At 68.6% G+C, this 14,940-nt stretch carries 7 protein-coding genes; all 7 read right to left on the bottom strand.

The genetic code is table 11. The features are described 5' to 3' along the window. Nucleotides 1-21: 21 nt before the first annotated feature. Nucleotides 22-1,389: a condensation domain-containing protein gene (locus QFZ64_RS10825; protein WP_307064668.1), complete on the bottom strand. Its 1,368-nt coding sequence runs from the start codon at nucleotides 1,387-1,389 to the stop codon at nucleotides 22-24. Next, nucleotides 1,386-3,044 carry an acyl-CoA dehydrogenase family protein gene (locus QFZ64_RS10830; protein ID WP_307064669.1) on the bottom strand — a complete coding sequence of 553 codons (1,659 nt, stop codon included), beginning with the start codon at nucleotides 3,042-3,044 and terminating at the stop codon, nucleotides 1,386-1,388. Before QFZ64_RS10830 ends, QFZ64_RS10825 begins: the two co-directional genes overlap by 4 nt. Before the next feature lie 182 nt (nucleotides 3,045-3,226). Next, nucleotides 3,227-4,030: a thioesterase II family protein gene (locus QFZ64_RS10835; protein WP_307064670.1), complete on the bottom strand. Its 804-nt coding sequence runs from the start codon at nucleotides 4,028-4,030 to the stop codon at nucleotides 3,227-3,229. Next, a complete protein-coding gene (locus tag QFZ64_RS10840; protein WP_307064671.1) occupies nucleotides 4,027-7,227 on the bottom strand; it encodes a type I polyketide synthase in 3,201 nt (1,066 codons plus the stop codon). Before QFZ64_RS10840 ends, QFZ64_RS10835 begins: the two co-directional genes overlap by 4 nt. Beyond that, complete coding sequence (locus QFZ64_RS10845; protein ID WP_307064672.1) at nucleotides 7,224-9,143, bottom strand: non-ribosomal peptide synthetase; 1,920 nt, start codon at nucleotides 9,141-9,143, stop codon at nucleotides 7,224-7,226. The genes QFZ64_RS10840 and QFZ64_RS10845 overlap by 4 nt, the downstream gene beginning before the upstream one ends. A gap of 439 nt (nucleotides 9,144-9,582) precedes the next feature. Further along, nucleotides 9,583-14,061: an ADP-ribosyltransferase domain-containing protein gene (locus QFZ64_RS10850; protein ID WP_307064673.1), complete on the bottom strand. Its 4,479-nt coding sequence runs from the start codon at nucleotides 14,059-14,061 to the stop codon at nucleotides 9,583-9,585. A gap of 86 nt (nucleotides 14,062-14,147) precedes the next feature. Further along, nucleotides 14,148-14,888 carry a type VII secretion system-associated protein gene (locus QFZ64_RS10855; RefSeq protein ID WP_307064674.1) on the bottom strand — a complete coding sequence of 247 codons (741 nt, stop codon included), beginning with the start codon at nucleotides 14,886-14,888 and terminating at the stop codon, nucleotides 14,148-14,150. Between the last annotated feature and the right edge of the window lie 52 nt (nucleotides 14,889-14,940).

A 14,940-nucleotide genomic window follows, 5' to 3' on the forward strand; every position in this document is an offset into this window, starting at 1 on the left:
TAAGAATCGGTCGCACAGGGGTCAGCGGTGGACGGACGTCACATGGGGGGCGATGGCGGACAAGGGGGTCCCGGGCGCGCGTGCGTAGTCACGCAGGAGGTCGGTGTACTGGGACTGCAGGACCCTCACAGCCGCCTCGTCGAAGAGGTCCGTGGCGTAGTCCCAGATGAGCGTCATGCCGGCCGGCCCGGTGCGCGGATTGACGGTCCGCCGGGAGTCGGGCAGCACCACGACGTCGAGATCGAAACGCGACGTGCCACCGTTCAGGGCCTCTTCGAAGGAGACGTGAACATCGAGCCCCTCGATGACGGGCAACGGGGCGTCGTGGGCGCTGAACATCACCTGGAACAGCGGGGTGTCTACTCCGGTTCGTGAATGCACACCGAGTTCCCTGGCCAGCTCCTGTACAGGAAGATGCTGGTGGGGCAGCGCCTGCATCAGCATGTCCACGGCGTCGTCAACCGCCTCCCCGGCAGGCCTACCAGGGCGAAGGCGCACACGCAGCGGCACCGTGTTGACGAACATGCCGATGCTGTGCCTGTAGGCGGTGGGACGGTTGCCCACCGCGCTTCCGATCACCATGTCGTCGCGTCCCGTGTGGCGCCTGAGCAGCTCCGCGTACAGGGTGAGCAGCACGACATAGGGGGTGTGGCCGTCGCGGCGTGCGCGAGCCCGGAGATCCTCAGCGAGCTCGGGGTCCAGGACGTGCCGGGTTTGGGCGCCGTCCGGGCTCTCGCGGCGGCGCTCCGCGGGAGCGCGGCCGGGGAAGGCCAGGCCGAATTCGGCGCCTTCAAGAAGCGTACGCCAATGGCGCAGCGCGCTCTCGTGCGATGCGTACCCGTCCGGTTCGGCGGCGAACCCGCGAGCGTGATCGGCGAAGGAACGTGGTGTCGGCAGGTTCGCGGCGGCGCCCCCGGTCAAGCCCCGGTACAGGGTGAACAGATCACGCAGGAAGACACTGAACGACCAGCCGTCGTGGATGAGGTGATGTTCGGTGTGCACGAGCCGGTGGTGCTTGTCGCCGAGGGACACCAGGCACCATCGCGCCAGGGGTGCCTCTGTGAGGTCGAACGGATCGTTGTGCTGGGCGAGGACGATCTCGTGGCAGGCGGCATCCGGATCGTCCCGGGACGACAGGTCCGCGGTCCTGTACCGCGGCGTGGTGGTGGAGTTGACGCGTTGCCGTGGCGGGAGGCCACCGGGCACGAGTTCCAGCCGCAGACCCTCGTGCCGTTGAAGGACACCGGCAAGGCTGTCTCGCAGTGCCTGCTCGTCGAGCGGGCCGCGCAGATCGAGGACAGCACTGAAATTGTAGGCGTGACTGCGGGGAAAAAGTTCCTCGTGCAGCCAGATGATCTGCTGGGACCGGGTGAGGTCGAACGGTGTCACGACTGTGTTGTCTCCTGAGTCGGCGATGCCAGTGACTGGGCGGAGGGCGGGTCGGTGAGGGTGTTCGGAGCCGGGAGGCCGAAGCCTTCGCCGTCCATCCACGCCGCGCTGAGGCGAGCGTGATCCGCCGGCTGCGGCCGTGTCAGACGGCGCATCGCGTCGTCGATCCGGTGGCCGGCCTCCTCGCAGAAGACATCGGCGAGGGTCTGGGCCGTCGAGTCCCCCTCGGTCGTCATCCGAGCGGCCCGGGCCAGGACTACCGCCATGGTGAACAGTTCACTCGACACGCGCGACAGTTGGATCAGGGTCCGCTGCCGCGCATGGAGATCGGCGGGGTCCGGATGTCGGGCCGTCAGAGCACGGCACACGGACGCGAAGACGGCGCTCTGGCGAGTGGCGTACTGCAGATGTCCGCGGTTACGTGCCGTCAGGCGCGCCATGGCCGCGCCAGTGGCCGTGCAGGCCCGCCTGCGCGACTGTACCGGCTGTGACGTGCGCGAAGAGAGAGCGGAGAGGGCGTCACGCGCGGCCCGGTAGTCGACCAGGAAGTCGACGCCACCCGCGATGCGCAGTGCGCGCGCATCACGGAAGAAGCGCTCAACGGGCAGTGGCGGGACTCCGCGACGCAACTTGCTCGGGGCGGTCTCCAGACCTTCCGTCGCGGTGACGGACAGCGTCCGGTCGATAATGCGCCAACAGGCCAGCGATGTGATGTTCTTCGCGGCTGTGATGTCGTCCACGACGTTGAGGCCCGGACGTCGCTCCTCAGCCAGCAGGCACCACTCGACCACGCCTTCCATGGCGAACACGTCGGCGAGTGAGACCGCGAGCAGTCGCTGGATCTCGTCGTGCTCCCCCAGTGGGAGTCCGTCGACGCTTCGCCGCCGGGCGAAGTCACGCATCCACTGCGTTCCCAGGCGCCCGACGGCCAGTGAGGGAGCGGCGATGGGGTAGAGGCGTCCTCTCGCCGCGGTCTCCCGGAGGGCTCGTCCCGACGGCCCGACCCGCCTTCCTGGACGGTCCGGACAAGGGCCGGCCAGCATCCGTCCGCGGGGAACGAACACCTCGTCGAGATGAATCACAGCGTTGTCAGCGCCCCGCAACCCCATGTACTGGTGGCGGGAGGTGAGGGAGAACCCGGGGCTGGAGGGATCCACCAGGAACAGCGCCGGTTCGCAGGTGTTCTCGCCGCGGACCGTCGCCGAGACGAGCAGCAGACCCGCCTCCGCCGCGTTGTGCACGAAGATCTTCTCGCCGCTGAGAATGTAGCCCTCCGGTACGGGAGTCGCCGTGGTGGCGCGCGCCGTATTGGCAGCGCCGGACTGTTCCGTGTCGGCGTCGCCGAACAGTGCTCCCTCGGCGCAGGCTCGCAGAATGTCCGCCGACGTCTCGCCCTCGTTCAACAGCGGGAGATAGGCGGCGGCTCCGAAGCCGGTGTGGAGTGCCAGAGTGAAGGCCGCCGCCATCGAATGTTCGGCCGCCGTGCGCACAAGCCGGAAGGCGTTGAGGGCCGACAGCCCGAGGCCGCCCTGCTCCAAGGGTTGCCGCATGGACAGATAGCCGCGCGTGGCGTACTCCCGCACCAACCCGTCCGGCAGCTTGCCTGCCGTGTCGACGAGTGTGGGATCAACTGCCTCCTGCAGGAAGTCGGCCAACTCCGCGGTTGCTCGGTCTCCATACTCGCGGTCCCCCCTCTCCTGTTGTGGGAAGGGAAAAAGGAGGTCCCAGGCGAACGTTCCGCGGTAGAGCCGGGTCAAAAAGCCGTCCGGAGCCCGCCCTCCGGCGGCGTCCGGACGGGAAGGAGAGCGCGATGGGTCTTGTATCCGTCCCCTGTGCTTCATCCGGCACGTCCTGTGATCCGCTGCCGTTCAGGTGTCCCCGTGGTCTCGGTCAGGCGCGCGCGCAGATGGGCGAGCAGTGCGGAGCGTTGCTCGCGCAGGTAGAAGTGTCCGCCGGGCAACGGATGCAGATCGACGGGAACACGGGAGTGCGTGGACCAAGCCGTCATCTGCTCGGCCGTGTGACGGTCTTCCCTGCCGGTGACGACGTGCAGAGGAATGTCGAGCGGAGCGCCGGGTAGGTACTGGTAGGTCTCCACGATCCGGAAGTCCGCGCGGTGCGGAACCATCATGAGCCGGAGCAGTTCGGGGTCCTCCTTCAGCGCGGCGGGCAAGGTCCCGTACATGTCGGTGATGGCCGCCAAGAGGTCCTGATCGTCCAGGTGATGGACGGGAGGAAGGGTTCTTGGCAGGTGTGGTGCGGGACTGGCGGACAGGAAGAGCCTTTCCGGCTGAGCCCGGCCGCGGTCCCGCAGGCCACGTGCGACCTCGAAGGCGACGAGGGCTCCCAGGCTGTGTCCGAAGAAGACGAACCTGCCGTCGAAGTCGAGGTGAGCCAGCAACGCGGCCACCAGAGACTGCATGCTGGTGAGGACCGGTTCATCTATACGTGAGCCCCGTCCTGGCAGCTGCACGGCCCGGACTTCTGCGTCGGGCAGCTCGTCCGCCCAGCGGGCGAATTCTCCAGCCGTTCCGCCGCAGTGGGCGAAGCAGTAGAGTCCGATGGCGCCCGGACGGGGGCGTCGGCATACCAGCCAGGGCGTACGGCTCGGGGCTGGGCGGGACGCCGGCGTCTCGCTCACGGGGCCTCCCCCATCGGCTCGCCGGGCGTCGGCCCGTTGACCGCCGACACGCCGCTGGATCCGTGTGCCGCGTCGCGGTGGTTGAAGTCGTCGTGGGGCAAAGAGTGTTCCTCGGGTTCGGGTCGTGGTCGCGCAACTGCACGCGGGTCACTGTCACCTTCGTCCGCCGCGGAGCCGTCGACGGTTCTGTCGGACGCGGACGCGATCACGTTGGCCAACGCGGCCGGCGTGGCGGCGGTGAAGATCTGCCGGGCCGTGACGCCCACCCCGAAGTCCTCGCGTATGACACGCATGAGCTGAAGTGCGACGAGGGAGTCTCCGCCCAGCTCGAAGAAGTTCTCGTGCGGGTCGACGCCCTCCAGTCCCAGCAGGACACCGAACGCTTCCGCCAGGTGTCCTACCACCGTGGCGGTGGCGTCAACAGCCGGCCCATTCCTCTCAACCGGCTCTGGGAGGCCCCACGCGGACTCGGCCGGCGGGTCCTGGAACGAACGGCGCGGGCCGCGTGCCGAGGGCCCGGCCTGCTCCCGGGCGGGAGCTGGGCCGGGCGCGTAGCGTCTACGGGTGAACGGATAGGTGGGCAGGCCCACCCGACGTCGTTCCTGTCCGTCCTGCATGTGCCGCCAGGTCAGGTCGGCTCCCCGGCTCCACAACGTGCCCGCCGCGTTCAGCATCGTCTCGTCGGCACATGCACCGTCCGAGACGTGCGGCAGGCTGGACACCGCCGCGTGCCCATCGGTGTACTGCGGGTGTCGCACGGCGATCCTCGTGAGGGTTCTTCCCGGTCCCACCTCGACCAGCGCTCGGGCGGGATCCGAGAACAGAGTCGAGACGACCTCGCCGAAACGGACGGTCCGGCGCATGTGGTTCACCCAGAAGTCCGTGGTGGGAGCGGCGTCCATGGGAACCCAGGTCCCGGTGGTGTCCGAGACCCACGGAACCGCGGGTGGCCTGCACTCCACGCGTTCGACCTCCGTCGCGAACGCGGCGAGAACCGGCTCGACGGCCCTGCTGTGCGCCGCAGCGGCGATGTTCAGCGGCCGGCTGTCCACGCCCTGCTCGGTCAGCCGCCCGTGAAGACGTTGGATCGCCGGCTGGGGGCCCGAGAGAACACACTGTTCCGGCCCATTGACGGCGGCCAGGTCCAACTCCGTACCCAGAAAAGGCGTGACATCCGGTTCCCGGCACTGGACAGCCAGCATCGCACCGCCGGTGAGCGTCTCCATGAGGGAGCCACGCGCCGCGACCAGCCGCAAGGTGTCCTGCAGCGACAGAACGCCGGCAACACACGCGGCGGCAAAGGCACCGAGGCTGTGGCCGGCCACCGCACCTGGTTCAACCCCCCAATGCCTCCACAGCTGGGCGGTCGCGTACTCCAGGACGAAGACGGCGACCTGTGCCACACCCATGCCAGCCAATTGCCGACGGGCAGTCTCCGTCTCCACCGAGTCTCGGGGGCGGATCGCGACGCGCACTGCGGGGCCGAGTCCGGGGCCCGCCAACGCAATGCACCGTTCCACCTCCTCACGGAACACTCTGTGGCTCTCGTAGAGTGCGCCGCCCATGCCCGCGTACTGCCCTCCGTGGCCGGAGAAGACGAACGCGACACTCGGCTCACGTGATACCGGCCCCGGTGATGTCAGGGTTCGAGACCGGAAGGCGGTTCCACCGGCCGCGCCCGAGGCGAGGGCTCGGGCACAGCTGTCATGGTCGGCGCCCACCACCGCACGGCGGTATGGAAAGGCGTGCCTGCCCGTCTGCAACGTCCAGGCGACGTCGGGGAGCGCCTGGACGCCGGGGGTACGCAGATGTTCGGCGAGTCGTGCCGAGGCGGTGTCCAGTTCGGTCGCACTGCGCGCGGAAAGGACCAGCAGCTGAGACGCGGATGTCGCGGGCGGTGCCGACCGGTTCGGTGCCTGCTCCAGTACGACGTGGGCATTGGTTCCGCCGATTCCGAACGAGCTGACGCCGGCCCGTCGCGGCCACTCGGCCGGGTCCCATGTCATCAGCTCGGTGTTCACCCGGAAGGGGCTGTCGTCGAACTCGATCTCAGGGTTGGGGGACGAGAAATGCAGGCTCGGCGGAATCACACCGCGTTCCACGGCCAGCGCCGCCTTGATGAAGCCGACCACTCCGGAAGCCGCGTCGGTGTGCCCCACGTTGGTCTTGACCGAGCCGATGCGGCAGAACTGCCGGGCGTCAGTGCTCGTACGGAAGGCCTTGGTGAGGGCGGCCACTTCCACCGGGTCCCCGAGTGCGGTTCCCGTACCGTGCGTCTCGACGTAGGTGATCGACTCCGCCGGTACCCCGGCCACCGAGAGGGCGGCCCGGATCACCTCCGCCTGGCCTTCCACACCGGGCGCCGTGTAACCGATCTTGGCGGAGGCGTCGTTGTTCACCGCAGTGCCGCGCACCACGGCCCTGATCCGGTCCCCGGATGCGGCCGCCTCCGCCAGCCGTTTGAGGACCACCACTCCCGCCGCGCTGGAGCCCACAGTGCCGCTCGCTCTGGCGTCGAATGCCCGGCAGTACCCGTCGGCGGAGATGATGCCGCCTTCCACGTACTCACTGGGCTGCGCGGGGTACCGGATGGACACCCCGCCCGCCAGCGCGACGTCGCATTCGCCACTCAGCAGAGCCTGCGCCGCTGTATGCAGGGCCACCAGGGAGGTGGAACACGCGGTCTGCACGGTCACGGCCGGCCCCCGCAGGCCGAGTTTGTAGGCGACACGGGTGGTCAGGAAGTCCGGTCCGCAGCCCAGGTTCAGCTGCCAGTCGGTGACTGGCCCGAGCCGTTCGCGATAGGCGGACAGCTCATGCCGATAGGAGTTCTGACCGCTTCCCGCGTAGACCCCCACCGCCCCCGGGCAGGCTTTCGGGTCGTATCCCGCGTCCTCCAACGCTTCCCAGGCACACTCCAGGAAGACCCGGTGCTGCGGGTCGAGGAGCAGCGCCTCCCGCGGTGAAAAGCCGAAGAACTCGGCGTCGAAGGCGTCCGCGTCTTCCAGCAGGCCGATCGCCGACACGTGAGCAGCACCAGGCGCGGTGAAGCGGGTGAGAGAGTCCGTTCCCTTGACGAGATTGGTCCAGAACTCCTCGATACCGGCGGCTCCAGGGAACCGTCCCGACATGCCGACCACAGCGAGGAAGGGAGCGGACCCGTCGTCGATACGCAGATCCGAGCGGGACGCGGTCATGAGTGCCCCTGCACGGGCGCACCACTCGCATCCGAGGCGTGGCGGACGCTTCGTGGTATCCGGCTGCGTGCCTGGCGCCGCACGTCACCCCGGTCCGCTTCCGGTGAAGCAGCCGGTACCGCGTCGGTGAGCGCTTCGTCCAGGAACCGGGCGAGCGAACGGACAGTCGGATGCTCGAAGAGCGCAGTTGCGAATATCGGTCGGCCGAAGGCGTCCGACAGGCGCCGGCGGACTTGTACCAGGAGGAGCGAGTGACCGCCGAGGTCGAAGAAGTTGGCGTCAGGGTGCACCCATGAGGTGCCCAGCGCCTCGCACCAGACTTCGGCCACTTTCTGCTCGGTGGGAGCCATCGACCTCCCGGCGCCTGCCGCGGTGTTGCCGACGGACGCCACAGGCAGTGGCAGAGCCCGCACGTCGACCTTGCCACTCACTGTGAGTGGTAGCTCGGGCACGCGCATGATCTCGGTAGGAACCATCGCCGCGGGCAGCTTGAGGGCCAGCGCGGCCCGCAGCTCCGATGACTGGACGCAGGACCCAGTTCCACTGTCCGCGACGACGTAGGCGGCCAACCGGGTTCCTCGCTCGTCGGCGAGCGGCCTGACGTGGGCCTGGGCGACGCCGGGAAGCGCGAGGAGCGCGGCCGTGACCTCGGCGGGTTCCACCCGGTGTCCGCGGATCTTCACCTGATCGTCGATCCGGCCGAGGCACGTGAGTGCCCCGTCGGCATCTTCGACGACTCGGTCCCCCGTTCGATACAGGCGGGTCCCCGGGGCTTCGACAGCACCCTCGAGAAAGTGTGTCTCAGTCAGGTCAGGCCGCCGGTGGTAGCCGCGAGCCAGTGTGACACCACCCAGATAGAGTTCACCGACGGTGCCGTGGGGCACGGGCCGCAGTGCGGCGTCCAGCACGTGGGCCACAACGCCGGGAAGCGGATGCCCGATGGGGAGGACATCCCCGGAAGGCATGTCCTGGCCGCTGAACCGGCTGACGAACGCCGTGATCGTCATCTCGGTCAGTCCGTACGCGTTGATGACGGGGATGCCGCAGTGCCGACGCCACCGGGCCAACGTGCGGGTGTGCGCGATCTCGCTCCCCACCACGAGGAGCCGCAGGCATGCGGGCAGCGTCCGGGGCTCGGCGTCCAGGTCGGCAACCCACGTCGCCCAGTAGGAGGACGGCAGATTGGCCACCGTCACTCCTTCCTCCCTGAGGAACCGCTCAAGGTCCCGCGGGGAGCGGTCCTGGTCGGGGAGCACCGCCACACAGGCGCCGGACGCCAGGGTGGGAAAGATTTCCTCCGCCGCCACGTCGAACGCGGGACTGGCGAACTGGACCACCCTGTCCCGCGGCGTCAGGTCGAATACCGCGGCCATCGTCACAGCGTGGTGGGACAGTGCCGTCCTGGACACCGCGACCGGCTTCGACTCACCGGTGGAACCGGAGGTGAAGATCACGTACGCGAGGTCCGTCGTGGCGTCGACCGTCCTCCGGCCGGGCTCCAGCTCATCGGTCCCGGCAAAGGACGCAAGCGGCACCACCTGCGTGTCCGGCACGCTCAGCTCATGCGAAAGGGAGTCGTCGACGAGCACCAGATCTGCTCGGGCTTCGGACAGAAGAGCGTGCAACCGCCCCTCGGGCAAGGCAGGATCCAGTGGCAGATATGCCGCCCCTGACTTCAGGCACCCCAGCAATGCCGTGACCAAACCCAGACCGCGCGGAAGACACAGGCCCACCAGCGTGCCGGGGCCGACGCCGCGGGCCGCGAATTGCCGCGCCAGCTCTCCCGACCGCTGGTCGAGTTCCGCGTATGTCGTCGACCTGCCCTGATCGCTGACAGCGACCGCGTCAGGAGCGGTCCGTGCCCGCTCCTCGAATGCGGCCACGACGTCGCACGCCGGGGAATCGCCGTTCTGCATGTGCCTCACCATTCTGTCGCAACCGCCCGCACGAGTCGGACAACACTCGGTTCGGGGCCCGCATCCCGGGCTGCACCGCACGTCCCGCACTCGCCGATCGATCGCGCATCTCTGTTCACGCGTCGGGCACCGGCACCGGTCCGGCACACCTCACCGCCGGATGGAACCACTGCGCCATACCGAATCTGCCAAGTACACGAGTGGGACCGGGCAAGTGGTTCACCACAAGCGCGTGAGGCGTATCGGCGTCACACCCCGCCCGCTGCCGAGGCAGGTTGTTCCCGGCTGGCATCTGTGCGCGGTTCTGATCCGGCTGAGCATGCCCAGCGCCCGTGGTGCGGCGGGTGTCCGCAGACATCGACCACCCAGGCGCCACCGCGGCGTATGGGCGTATGGGCGCGCATGCTCATGCAAGCGAGGCGACCCGAACCGTCCTCGGTCACGTCGTCGACCCGTCCCGCATCCTGCCGGCCCGGGCGTGGCGATCCTCCGCCGATCTGGCGAGGGCCTGGGCCACCGACAGGTCACACGGCCCGGCGGTGCCGTCGGCGGCCGCCTGCTGGGCCATCGCCAGTGCCGCCAGGGCCCTGTCCAGCACCTCTCGAGACGCCGTGTACTCCTCCTCGACCAGCAGAGTCGCGACCTCTGCCTGACTGAGAAAGCGCGAGGGCTCCTGAACGGCGGGCATCGGTGTCGGCTCCGCGTGGTCCCGAGCCGTCGTCCTGTCCGGCGTGACGTCCCCCACCGGTGCACTGCCGCCCCGTCCGGCTCGAGGCGGCCCGTCGAAGGCGGCCGGCGGAATGCCACCTGTCGTGCGGTCCGTGGCCGGTGCCGAGGCTTCGGTGATCGCGGGGGCCCCAGGCGCCTCGACGAGAGCCGTGTGGTCTTTGAGGGCCTGCCACCGGTCCCGGTCGGCACGGGTGACGGAGAGGGCGTTCGCGCCGAGAGGTTCGGCGGGCGGCTCACCGTAGACCTCCAGGAGGAGCGCGTACATGGTGGGGTCGTGGGCCGCGAGCCAGCCCGGGCCGTTGTTGCGGTGCCGGCCGGTGGTGGCGTCCTTCCCATGGTTGGCCCCGAAGAAGGCCACCGTCGCCTGCGCGAAGTTCTCCACCGGGTCGGCGGAGGAGTGGTTCGCGGACGGAGTGCCGTCCACGTGGCGGAGCGGGCCGTCGACCGAGTCCTCCGCCGCCCCGTCGGCGAGGCGGGCGGTGTGGGCGGCGTCCGCCCTGGTCCGCTGGTCGTCGTCCAGACCGAACGCATGGACCAGATGCCCGGCCTCGTGCAACACGGACGAATAGCCCTCGGGATGGGTGCGGCCGGGGTCCGGGGCGTCCTCACCGAGGAGGTTCTCCTCGCTCACGGCCACCAGCCCACGTGCCGTGTCGGTCCAGCCCCGGCTCTCGGCGGGCGGACCACCCTCCGCGATGCTCGCGGCGGAGAACTCGGGGAGGTCGGTGATGCGGAGGGTGCGGGGGATGACGATCACTCGGACGCCGCTGTCCGCGACGCGTTCGGCGACGGCCGGGTTGCGCAGGAGAGGTCCGAGCAGTCGCGCGGCCTCGGTGCGGGCGGCGACGGGCCGTTCGACCTGCGCCGGGACTTCGATCAGGTCCCGCGCCACCCTCATGCCCCGGGTGTCGATGTCCAGACCGGCATACCCCACGGCGGCACCGAACCCGGCACCGTCGCCTTCGGACACGCCCGCGTCCCCGCCCGGCGCCGGCTCGCTCCAGCCCGTGCGAGCCGGTGCACCGCCGGCGTTGATGCCGAACGCAGCCGCCATCTGCCGGGCGAGCGCGATCGCCGACTCCTGGGCCCGGGGCTGGGCCCGGTCGGCGTGAAGCCTGGCGGCGACCGCGTACACCATGTCGGAGAACAGGTCCCCATAAGCTCTTTCGTCCGCCGTCGGTTCACCCCGCGTGGCCGCCGGGGGCGCCACGTGATGCGTGGCCAGGATCGCCACCGCCGTCTCCCGCCACTGCCGCGACTCGGGAACGCCCCGCAGCGCCCGACGAGCGAGGGAGAACGTCTCCCGCCACAGTGCGGTGACTGCGGGATCCACCCGGGGGACACCGGCGCCGGCACTCGAGCCGGCGCTCCGAACCGTTCCCCCGCGGGCTCGGTCCCGGTCTCCCAGCGTCATACGGTCGGCACGCTCGGTGAGAGCGTCCACCTGCTCCGCCTGCCCGGCTGCCGAATGCTGCATCATCGCCAACGCCTGCGAGGCCGACGGACGGGAGTACACGGGTTCGCGGGAAGTGGACGCATGGCTATAGGCCGACGACGGCATCGCCGGGACAGCGCCCACCCACGGGACCGCCGGAACGTTCGCACTGTCAGGATGAGCGGCGGTACGCGGCCTCGGTACTTCCCTCATCGAGATGCGGTAGGTCGAGCCCTTCTTGGTGTTCTTGGTGACTTTGAACGTGGTCCCGGGCGGAAACGTCACCTCGGTCTCCACCTCCTGGTAGTCCGACAGCAGGCTTATGTCGCGTCCTGTCTCGGACTCGATCGTGAAGATGATGTTCCCGGGACGCGACAGGCGCGTGGCGTCGGCGCTCACGAAGGACTTTTCCTCGACCGTCGCGTCCTTCGGGTAACGGGCTGCGACCCGGTCGAGCTCCGACCCTGTATAGATCTCTATCGCACGGGTCACCGTGCCTCTGTACACGGGTAGCCTGTTCAGCCCGGACACGACCCCCCGGATATGAGCGTCGTAGGTCTGCAGCACTTCGGCATCCTGTTCGCGAAGTCCCTTGTTGACCACATCGAAGAACGCGTTGCCGGTGTATCCGAGGACGGCGACCAGGTCTTCGTGAGGAATGCCCTGCAAAGCGGGGTTGGCGGCAGCGAGAGCGAGGGCTTTGGGCAGATAACGAGCGTAGGACCTGAATGTACGCGCGAACCGCGCACGGTCATCGGCGCTCGACTGAAAATTCGGGTTGCCGTAGTACCCGGTCATGGCCGTGGGGGTCCGGTTCGTTACCTGACCGCTGGCCTCTCCGGCCGGCAGCGCAATCCCCGCCCGCGCGGCGACGTCGGCACGGCGCACCTTCAGCGTGTCCTTCAAGAACGTGCCGACTGTCGCCTTGAACCCGAGGCTGTCGACCAGAGAGTCGATCTGGCCCGGCCCGACGAGAAGCACCCTCCGAGCGGATTCCTGCAGCCTCTGGGTACTCATCCCGGAGAAGATGTAAGAAGATTCCGCGTTGTAGGAAGGATTGCGCAGGGTTTCCCACTCGTTCACTTGCGCCCCGAAGAGACTGCCCTTGAGGTCTCCTCTGGCCCGGTACAGCAGCGTGCCACCGGCGTCAATCCGCACCGGCCTGCCGTCACTTGAACTCACGATGTTGTCGTAAGCGGTGCCCGCGACGTCCCAGTTGGCGAGCCAGGCATCGACAGCGAACCCGTTCTGGATGGCCTTCCGATAAGCGGGGTCCTTCTCAAGCCTGTTCCGAAGGTCGGTTCGTGCTCCGTGGACGAGCGGTGAGGCGATGCCGGCTTTCCCTTGGTGGGTCACCAACCACAGGGCAGGCATGTCGAGCCCTGCCGTCCGGTACAGCTCGGCAGCCAGCACTTCGTTACGCGCGTGGTCATGGCTCTGCGCCGTCTTGACGTAGAAGAGGCGATTGTGGTGATCGAGGTAGGTACCCCCCGGGTTCGAGCCCAGCTGCTCTCCGACCCTCCGCCAGGAACTGGAGTCCGTCCAGGCGAAACGGACTTCGCGTGGCTCCTCATGCGAAGATTGGCCGGTGGTGTCTCGGGATGCGGGCTCCTCTGCCATCTTGATGAACCACGTGTCGTGCCGCTGTTCCCTGGAAAGAACCTCGAAGCTGGTGCCCGGGAGGAAGATGACCTCCGCCTCGGTGCCCCGATGTCGGGAGACAGCCTGGACGGGCCGACCGGTCCGGGACGTGATCTCGAACTGGATGTTCCCGGAGAACCGGGGGGCCTGGGAGTCCGCACTGACGAATGTCGGCTCCTGTACCACCCTGCCCACCGCGTATCGGGCGAGCACCCTCTCCAATTCCGCGGAGCCGACCATGATTCCGCGATAAACGGTCCCGATGTGCGGCGAGAAGTGGTTCAGCGCGGAAATTACACCTTTGACGAGTGGTTCGTGTGCCGCCAGCGTGTACGTGTCACCCTGGCGCAAGGCCGCATTGACCACAGAGAACTCAGTGATACCCGTATAGGCGACGAGGGCGACAACGTCTTCCTCCGGTGCCTGACGGAAGATGCTCCGATGCGGTACGGCCCGCAAGTGCAGGTCGTAGTCGCGAAAGCCGCGGCGGAACACTCGTCGGTCCGCGTCGGTGTTTCGATACCCCTGCTGGACGAGATAGGGATGGGCGCGCGCGAGGGCGGACACGCCTTCCAGTTCCTCCCACATGCGCGCTCTGAGCTGTTGCACCTTGCCCAGCCGGCTGGACTCCTGGTTCTCCGACAGCCAGGCACCGATCGCGGAGTCGACTGCCCGTAGCTCCCTCGTGTTCTGCTCGAAGGCAAGCCGGCGGTCCCGGCCACCCGACATCCAGTCGGCGAGGGCCCTGTCAATTTCCTGCAACCTCGGCGATCGACGCCGAAGGGGGAGATTCGACTCCGAAAGCCAGTTCTCGACGATGTCCTGGTCGGGCTCGAACGCTTCCGGAGCACCACCGCGCAGCCGGAGAGCGGGGCCCACTGTCGCCTCGGACCCGGAAGAGTCAGTGGCGTTCACGGACGGGGGCGTGGTCACCCACGCCCCGGTGCTGAGCCGCTCCGTCTCAGCGAGCCACGAGGGACGTCTGGAGTCGACGAACTCCCGGATGTCGCGCATGATACGGCCGGTCAGCTCCGCCCTGCCTGCCGTGGACAGAGCATCGAACGCGGGGCCAAGTGTGTCCACCGCCTGAGCGACGCACTGCTCCGGGAACACGCCTGAGACCTCACCTGGCACCGCTTGCCACCTCCACATCACACTTCACACCTGAATACGTCCGCTCGGCCATCGGCCAGACCGAGTTACGTCTCCTGTCCAGCGGCGGCCACCTTGATGGCCTCGCGCAGTGGTTCGGGTTCCACGCGCATCGCCACGGCGGCGCTGGGGTTCAGGTAGAGCTGGTGGTTCTCGGGGAGACGGTCGACGAGCGCGGCGACGGGCACCACCTCGAAGGCCAGACGGCCGGCGGAGTCCATGTGCGTCTGCGACGTGAAGACCGGAACCACCGCGCTGCCGTCCGGGGAGGCTGCGCTCACCGGTGTGCCGTCGGCCTGGACGAGCACCGCGAGCTCCGCTGTGGCCAGCGCGGCCGGTACGTCCTCTGCCGGGCCGTATCCGCTGGCGGCCAGTTGCACCGCCGCGTCGACGGGGTCGGTGGGTTCCGGCAGTCCGAGGGCGCGCGGCGACGGGCGGTAGGTGTCGTTGTGCTCCCAGTCGACGATCTCCCCATCGGCGTCCGAGCGCCATCGGCCGATCACGGCCCACTCCGGTGGTGCCTGCTCCCCCGACCAGGTGGGATCGACCATGTTGAACCAGTGGTCGGGGGCGAGTCTGGCGGCCTGCCGGATGTCCTCCGGTGGCTCCGGCATTTCCACCTCCGGCTCGGCGGTCTCCGAGGTCTCGGCGGTCTCCGAGGTCTCGGCGGTCTCCGAATTCGCCGGAGTGCCACGCCCCTCGATGTCGTCCCGTTCCGCCGTGAGTTCTTCCCGGGCCTCGGGGGTGGACTGGGTATCGGTCCTGCTGGTGCGCTTCTTGGTCGTCATTCGAGGTGCCTTACTCGCTCGTGCTTGTCCGGTCGGGTTCGTCGTCCTGCGA

This window comes from Streptomyces sp. B3I8 (genome assembly GCF_030816915.1).
GTDB lineage: Bacteria > Actinomycetota > Actinomycetes > Streptomycetales > Streptomycetaceae > Streptomyces.